This is a genomic window from Verrucomicrobiota bacterium, from assembly GCA_016871535.1.
Lineage (GTDB): Bacteria > Verrucomicrobiota > Verrucomicrobiia > Limisphaerales > SIBE01 > VHCZ01.
In genome coordinates this window covers 1-6,536 of sequence record VHCZ01000318.1, presented here as the reverse complement: position 1 = coordinate 6,536, position 6,536 = coordinate 1, and the positions used below count along the sequence as shown (strand labels likewise).

Sequence of the window (6,536 nt, the reverse complement as noted above, 5' to 3'; positions counted from 1 at the left end):
GAATTTTGCCTGGGGCTGCGTTGCTCCTCGGTCACAGCCCCACTGGCGGGGGATGCTCGCTCGTCGCGCCTTGCCCCAGGCCAAATTGGGCGCAACGAACGTGAGCGTATTTACGAAACGGACCACTTAGTTGCTCAATTTCAACGCCGTAGCCAACCGCGCGGTTGGGTCTGCTTCTTCGGTGAATGAAATGGGCAATCGCTGTGCCGAACAACTAACCCCCAGCGTCTGCTAAACGGGGCGTTGATTCCAAGGCAGCGGCATCGTGGGTGGTTTGCGATGCCGGTCGCGGCGCGGATCCGCAGGCCGATCTTTGAAGTAAGTCACGAAACGGACCAATTGCTTCACGGCTTCTTCGTAAGCTTCCTTGCCTTTTTTGGCTGTAGCCAACTCGGCATCGCCCAGCACGCCGGTCTCGGAATAGCTGCTAGTCCAGGAAATCAACGTAGCCGGGCCGGCGGCGAAAAGATCGACCCAATTGAACGGATTCTCCTCGTTGTTGAAACTGATGGTGCCGCTCTTGATTTGATCCTGACGAACATTGCCGCTGTCGAGATACAAATAAAGCGAAGTCTCCAACTCGCACGCGTGCGAGCAACCGCCGGGGAATTTGCTCTGGCGCCAGCGCGGCAAGAAGGTCTTATCGACGGTGAGCAAGTTCCACCACCCGGCCAGCACGCATTCCGCATCGGTTTCCAGATTGGTGCGGCGGGCGACCAGGTCCAAGTTCGGCATGTTGGACCCGTGGCCGTTTAACAGGAGAATCTTCTTGAAGCCGTGGTACGCGAGGGATTTTGTGATGTCGAGGACATGGTGAATGAAATGCTCGAAATCGTTGTTGATGGTCCCCGGAAAGTCCATGACATGGCCGGTGTAGCCGTAACAAACCGTGGGCAACACCAGCATCTTTTCCGGGATCTCCCGCCCCGCGCCCCGGGCAATCTCCGTCGGGCAAATAATATCCACGTCGAGCGGGAGATGCGGTCCATGCTGTTCCACGGCGCCGCAGGGCACGATGCAGACCTTGCCGAGGTCCACGGCGTCATTGATCTCGGGCCAGGTGAGCTTTTCGTAACGGAATTCTTGGGCAGCGCGGGAAGTCATAAAGCATTCGTGTTGATTACCGCGCTACGTGTAAGGGCGGAGCAGACACCTGACAATCCGGAAAACCTCAAAAGATGAAAAAGAAGAAGATTCCCGTGGTGGATGACGAACGGCGAGCATCACGGAAGTGCTTCGGTGCATTCAACAGAATCCCGCCGCGGCCTGAGCGCCCGAGCCACGCTGATCAACAGTCCGATGCTCATCAGGGTGCTGATCATGCTTGATCCTCCGTAGCTGATGAAGGGCAAGGGCATGCCTTTGTTCGGGATGCTGCTCGTAGCGGCACCGATATTGACCAAGGCCTGGCAGCCAATCGAAAATGTGAGGCCGGCGGCGAGAAATTGCCCAAACGCATCCGGACCGCGCCACGCAATGCGGATTCCGCAGGCCACCAATCCAATGAAGGCAAACAACACCCCCCAGGTTCCAACCAATCCAAGTTCTTCCCCAATCACGGGCAGAATGAAATCGGTGTGATGTTCGGGGATGAAGCCCATTTTGAGATGTCCCTCGAACCAGCCAACGCCCGTCCATGCTCCGCAGCCCAGGGCAAGAATTCCGTTCCAGGGCTGCCAGGTGATTGAGTCCTGGCTCCGTTCCGGATCGAGAAATGACACCACGCGCGCCAGGCGGTGCGGGTCGCGGCAAAGCGCGATCAAGAACACTTCTAACGCCATGATCCAGCCGATGACGAGATAGGACAACCGGGTTCCGGCAAACACGAGCATCATGGTGCCAACCATCGCGATCAGGCCTGCTGTTCCCCAATCGGGTTGGAGAAAGATGAGACTTGAAACCAAGCCTATGATCGCCATGGGCAATAAGAAACCGACGCCGCGCTCACGCATCCCGTGCAAATGCGCCGTGCAATAGTGCGCCAGCAGAATGACCAGTGCAGGCTTGGCAAATTCCGAAGGCTGAAATCCCATCAGCCACCGCCGGGCGCCATTGGTCTTGCGGCCCAAACCAGGTATCAGAACCAGCACAAGACAGACTACGATGATCATGATCAGCCCCCAGGCCACAGCTTGTTTATCCAGTCGGCGATAGTCCGTGTTGGCTACGAGGGCGCAGGCGCCCAATCCGACGACCACCCAGAGCAGTTGCTTGAAAAAGAAGGCCGAGTTGAGAACCCCCAGACAGCAACTGCAGAGCATTAGAAGTCCGAGAATCAAAAGCCCGCCCACGCTGGCGACCAACCCCAGCAAGGGCGAATTTATCGGGCTTTGTTTCCTCAGGATCATCTTAGCCTGCAGCACTTATGGTTGTGACCGTAGGAAAGGCGACGGCACGGTGTTCGTAGTCCCGGCTTCAGCCGGTCCGGGCCGCCTAAAGGCGGGACTACGAACCTTCGTCGTGTAGTCCATCCCAGGGTCTCATCAGCAAATTGGAGGTCGGGCCAGCAATTCCATGGCTTGCGAACGGGTTGGAATGCAATCGAACTGCGCAGGAAAATTCCTCGGTCGCATAGGTCAACGGGATCGCCTGTTGCGGCGGCGGCCTTCCATCCGCAGCGACATGACTCGAAGCAACTGCACCTCCGTGCTCGTCCACAGATTGCGTCACGGTTTCGTGAGTGGGAGAGAGAACGAAGAAGCGAGTCATAGAATCCATGTGTCCGTTCGTCAGCGAGCCAGCGCGGGCCGTGCCGCAGCCAGCCGTGATCCAGTGTCCGGGATCTGCAGGTTGTTCGCGATCCGCGCCGCGATGTTTCGAAAGGTCGGCCCTGATGTTCTGCCGCCGGCGTGCACCGGCTTCGGTTCATCGAGGACCACCAGAATGCACACTTCCGGCGCGTCGGCTGGGAGGAATCCGCAGAAGGAAGCTGTGCAGCGTTCGCGGTCGTACCCACGTGCGCCTGCCTTCCAAGCTGTGCCAGTTTTTCCGGCGACCGGGATTCCCTCTAACGCCGCCAGGCGCCCCGTACCGGTTGAAACCACGCCTTTGAGTGCCCGAACCATCTCCGCCGCGGTCGCCGGCCGGACCACTTGCCGAACCACTTCCGGTCGCGATTGAGCCAATACCTTGCCAGTCGCATCCTCGATCCGGTCCACCAGAATCGGGCGCATCAGCCGGCCCTGGTTCGCGAGTGCGCTCATGGCCATGACCATTTGAATCGCGGTCACACCGATTTCGTAACCGATGGCGACGCGCGTCGGAGAAATGACCGACCATTCGGAGGGCGGAAAGACCGTTCCGGCGCGCTCGAAGGGAAGCTGGATGCCGGTCGGACTGCCGAATCCGAACGCGCAGACGAATTTGTGCATGCGCTCCGGACCAAGCAGCAGGCCCAGTTGGGCCGCGGCAATGCTTGAGGATACCGCGAAGGCTTGTTCGCACGTGACCGTTCCGAGCGCCGGACGTTCGGTGAGAGTCGTTCCGTGGTAGTCGAAACGTCCGTTGCGGCAATTGATTGGCGTCTCCAGTCCGCTCAACCTCTCTTCGATCATGGCGGAGAACGCGACGATCTTGAAGGTGGACCCAGTTTCATAGACGTCCGCCACCACGCGATTTCTCCACGCTGCAGGATCAACAACCGAAAGATCCTCCGGATTGAACGAAGGCACGGACGCCATGCCCAGAACCCGTCCCGTCCGAGGTTGCACCACCACGCCCGCGGCACCCGCTGCGTGAAACGTCCGGACAGAAGTCGCAAGTTCCGATTCCAGGATTTGCTGGATTTCCGCGTCGAGGCTCAACACGACGTTCCGCCCGGCAACCGGAGGGACCTCGATCCAGCGGCGGTGGGGGATTTCCGTGCCGTGGACGTCTCGCTCGCCTTTGCGCCAGCCAGGCGTGCCGCGCAATTCGCTTTCCAGCACGGCCTCGATGCCGCTCAGTCCGGCGGGCGCATCCGTCGAGTTCGTGGCTCCGACAAACCCGATCACGTGGGCAGCGAGCGAGCCGTTTGGATAGATTCGGATTTGCGTTTCTTCGGCGAATACGGTCTGAGTCCGGGGCCTCCACAACCGGGACCGATGAGCCCCGGTCATTCTTTGGGGATCGAATCCGAAGAAGTGGCCCTCCAGGAGCCGTTTCAACCGCGACCATTCCTCGGAGGAAACACGCTTCCGAATCAGCACTCGCGTATCGAAAATTGGAGCGCCTTGAGAATTGACACCCAGCATGCGGACTTTGAGGCGTTGAGCCAAACGATCCGCGTCTGTCTCCGCCCAAAATGCGAGCACTTGGGCCATGTCAACTCTTCGGTCGCCGAGCAGCACCGGATTGACGAAAACTGAAAGAACCGTTTCATCAATGGCGAGGACGCGATCCTTGCTGTCACGAATCTCGCCGCGGATGGCGTCGATCTTTCGCGCGAACGTGAACCTCCGCTCCGCCTTGGCCCGCAACTCTTCGTGTCGAACGATCTGAATGCGGTAAAGCCGTTGTGCCAGCCAACCGAGTCCGCCGAGCAACAACGCGCCCAGGATCAGCAGTCTCCGATAGTGGAATGCTTTCACCATAGATTCGGGCTGAAAGACTCTCCGTCTAACTCAATTCACGCGTCTGCGAATCAGCGTCTTGACGTCCAGTTCGCCGCGAGGATTGCGGCGCGCGGCTCCGCAATCGCGTTTGCCCGCCGCGCCGCATTGGAGCGCTTCTGGCTCAGTTGCTGCGGCGTGGTCGGCCTGGGCCTCGACTGTGTCCGATGCGACAGAGAAATCTTCTGTGCGCTCGGCCTTATGGATTTAGTTCGGGCGGCCGAATACGTCGAGGGCGTTGGCTTCTTCGTGGGGCCCGGAGGGACCGCCGTTCGAGCCAGTTGCTTTGCGGGGGTTGCCTTTCGCGGCGCCGATGCGATGGCTGAGGGAGCAACTGGCGCGTGCGCCGCTGGTTGTTTGAAGAACTGCGGGGCCGGGACGCCCGGCGAGCCGACAGCAGAGTTGACCGGACGCGACACGGCTCGATCCGGAACCAACGCCAGAGCCGGCGAACGCCGGATGGATGGGGCAGGGGAGTCTTTCTTCTCATCCATGGAGGACGCCGGCCGCGTGGCAACCTGGACGCGGTTGGCTCTGGCCTCGCGAACCTGAAAACCGCGCATGAGCTTCTGAAGTTGTTCATCGTGCAGTTGTTGCTCGGCCGATTTCTGCGCCTCCTTGTGCACTTGCGTTTTAACGCGAAGGAAATGAAGGCTCGCCAGCCCGGTGCAGAACAGCAGCAACGCAAGTAGAAAAGCGAGCTTCACCCAACTGGTTCGTCTGGCTCTGCCCCCCTCCCCGTCGCCCGGAATCGCAAGCAGTAATTCCTTCCAGGTCTTCAGCATGGTTGCCTGAACAGGGGGCGGGTCGCGCAAAAAAAGCCGCCGCGATGTGCGAAAACCCTCGAACCGAAATCTGCCGCTTCCTCCGTGGGCAGACTCAATCGAGTTGCTGATCGAGAGAAACTCACTGAATGGATGTTTCATAGTTGTGATGCTTGCTAAACAAAGAACTGGTGTTGCACCTCGCCTGCGGCCTTCATGTCAGCAGCTCGGATTGCCGCATATTTTGTAGGCGACCAAATCTCGAAGTGATCGACACAGCCGATCAGTTCGGCTTCGTTGCCGATTTCTGCTGACTGGAGCAGGCTATCCGACAACGCAAGCCGGCCATACCGGTCGAAGTGAACTTCCTTGGAGAGGCTCCCCAGCCTGCGCTTGAAGGCCGCGGCGTCGGCATTGGTCTGGGATTTCCGCCGCAAATCCTCCATCGAATCCAGATAGCGTCTCTTGGATAGAACCAGGAGATGGTCGTGTGGCTCCTTTCCCAGTGGCCACGGAATCACCACGAATTCGGTCGGCCCATTCTCAGGCCGCCACTCCTTGGGGATTAGAACACGAAAACTCGCTTCGATCCCTCGACGCGAAGATCCATGATACAGCTCAGCAGGCGTTGAGGCGGAGGCTGGGGGCTGGATAACAGACTCGCTCATTTCTTGGATTTCGGATGCCTGGGCTGCTTACGAACTCACGGCTCCAAAGACCGCCGCTTTATTGCCGCGTGATACCGTAGTTTGCCGCAGTTTGCCTTAGATTGCCCATCAGATCAAAGAGAAGTTATTCACAATTTGCACAAAAGGTTGTGAATAACTTGGAAGCGACCTGACGTCGCGCGTCTCGAAGCGAGACGGAGCGCGGCGTTTCGTTAGGCCCAATCAACGCGAAGCAGCCTCAACCTCTTAATCCGTGGCTCCGTCTGTGGTCTAAAGTGGTGGCTGTCTGCGGATGCGCCGAGCGCGTGGCAGATCATACCTATGCCGATGACTGCCTTCGTCGATCGACGGATTGACTTGCGCCTCCGGTGGGTCACAGGCCTTGGTTGATCTCAAGCTCCTTGGCGCCTTTCGGAACCTCTGCGTTCACGATCTTGCCGCCGGGCCAGCGCACCCAGATCCCCGTCACTTCCTCCTTCAGCCCCTGCACCTGCACCGCCCCCTCTTGCGACCAG

5 protein-coding genes are annotated in these 6,536 nt (G+C 59.1%); all 5 read right to left on the bottom strand.

Features of this window, described 5'->3' with window-relative positions; all coding sequences use genetic code 11:
- Positions 1–231 precede the first annotated feature (231 nt).
- A complete protein-coding gene (locus FJ398_24870) occupies positions 232–1,104 on the bottom strand; it encodes a creatininase family protein (GenBank protein MBM3841128.1) in 873 nt (290 codons plus the stop codon).
- 119 nt (positions 1,105–1,223) lie between these two features.
- A complete protein-coding gene (locus tag FJ398_24865) occupies positions 1,224–2,348 on the bottom strand; it encodes a cell division protein FtsW (GenBank protein MBM3841127.1) in 1,125 nt (374 codons plus the stop codon).
- Positions 2,349–2,729: 381 nt separating this feature from the next.
- On the bottom strand, positions 2,730–4,571 hold the full coding sequence (locus FJ398_24860) for a penicillin-binding protein 2 (GenBank protein MBM3841126.1): 1,842 nt from the start codon (positions 4,569–4,571) through the stop codon (positions 2,730–2,732).
- 50 nt (positions 4,572–4,621) lie between these two features.
- Positions 4,622–5,515 carry a hypothetical protein gene (locus tag FJ398_24855; protein MBM3841125.1) on the bottom strand — a complete coding sequence of 298 codons (894 nt, stop codon included), beginning with the start codon at positions 5,513–5,515 and terminating at the stop codon, positions 4,622–4,624.
- 14 nt (positions 5,516–5,529) lie between these two features.
- Positions 5,530–6,021: a hypothetical protein gene (locus FJ398_24850; protein ID MBM3841124.1), complete on the bottom strand. Its 492-nt coding sequence runs from the start codon at positions 6,019–6,021 to the stop codon at positions 5,530–5,532.
- Positions 6,022–6,536: the final 515 nt, after the last annotated feature.

Bases quoted from the DNA above. Each gene is read 5' to 3' on its own strand.
- FJ398_24870 (MBM3841128.1), bottom strand. From the start codon at position 1,104: ATGACTTCCCGCGCTGCCCAAGAATTCCGTTACGAAAAGCTCACCTGG.
- FJ398_24865 (MBM3841127.1), bottom strand. From the start codon at position 2,348: ATGATCCTGAGGAAACAAAGCCCGATAAATTCGCCCTTGCTGGGGTTG.
- FJ398_24860 (MBM3841126.1), bottom strand. From the start codon at position 4,571: ATGGTGAAAGCATTCCACTATCGGAGACTGCTGATCCTGGGCGCGTTG.
- FJ398_24855 (MBM3841125.1), bottom strand. From the start codon at position 5,515: ATGAAACATCCATTCAGTGAGTTTCTCTCGATCAGCAACTCGATTGAG.
- FJ398_24850 (MBM3841124.1), bottom strand. From the start codon at position 6,021: ATGAGCGAGTCTGTTATCCAGCCCCCAGCCTCCGCCTCAACGCCTGCT.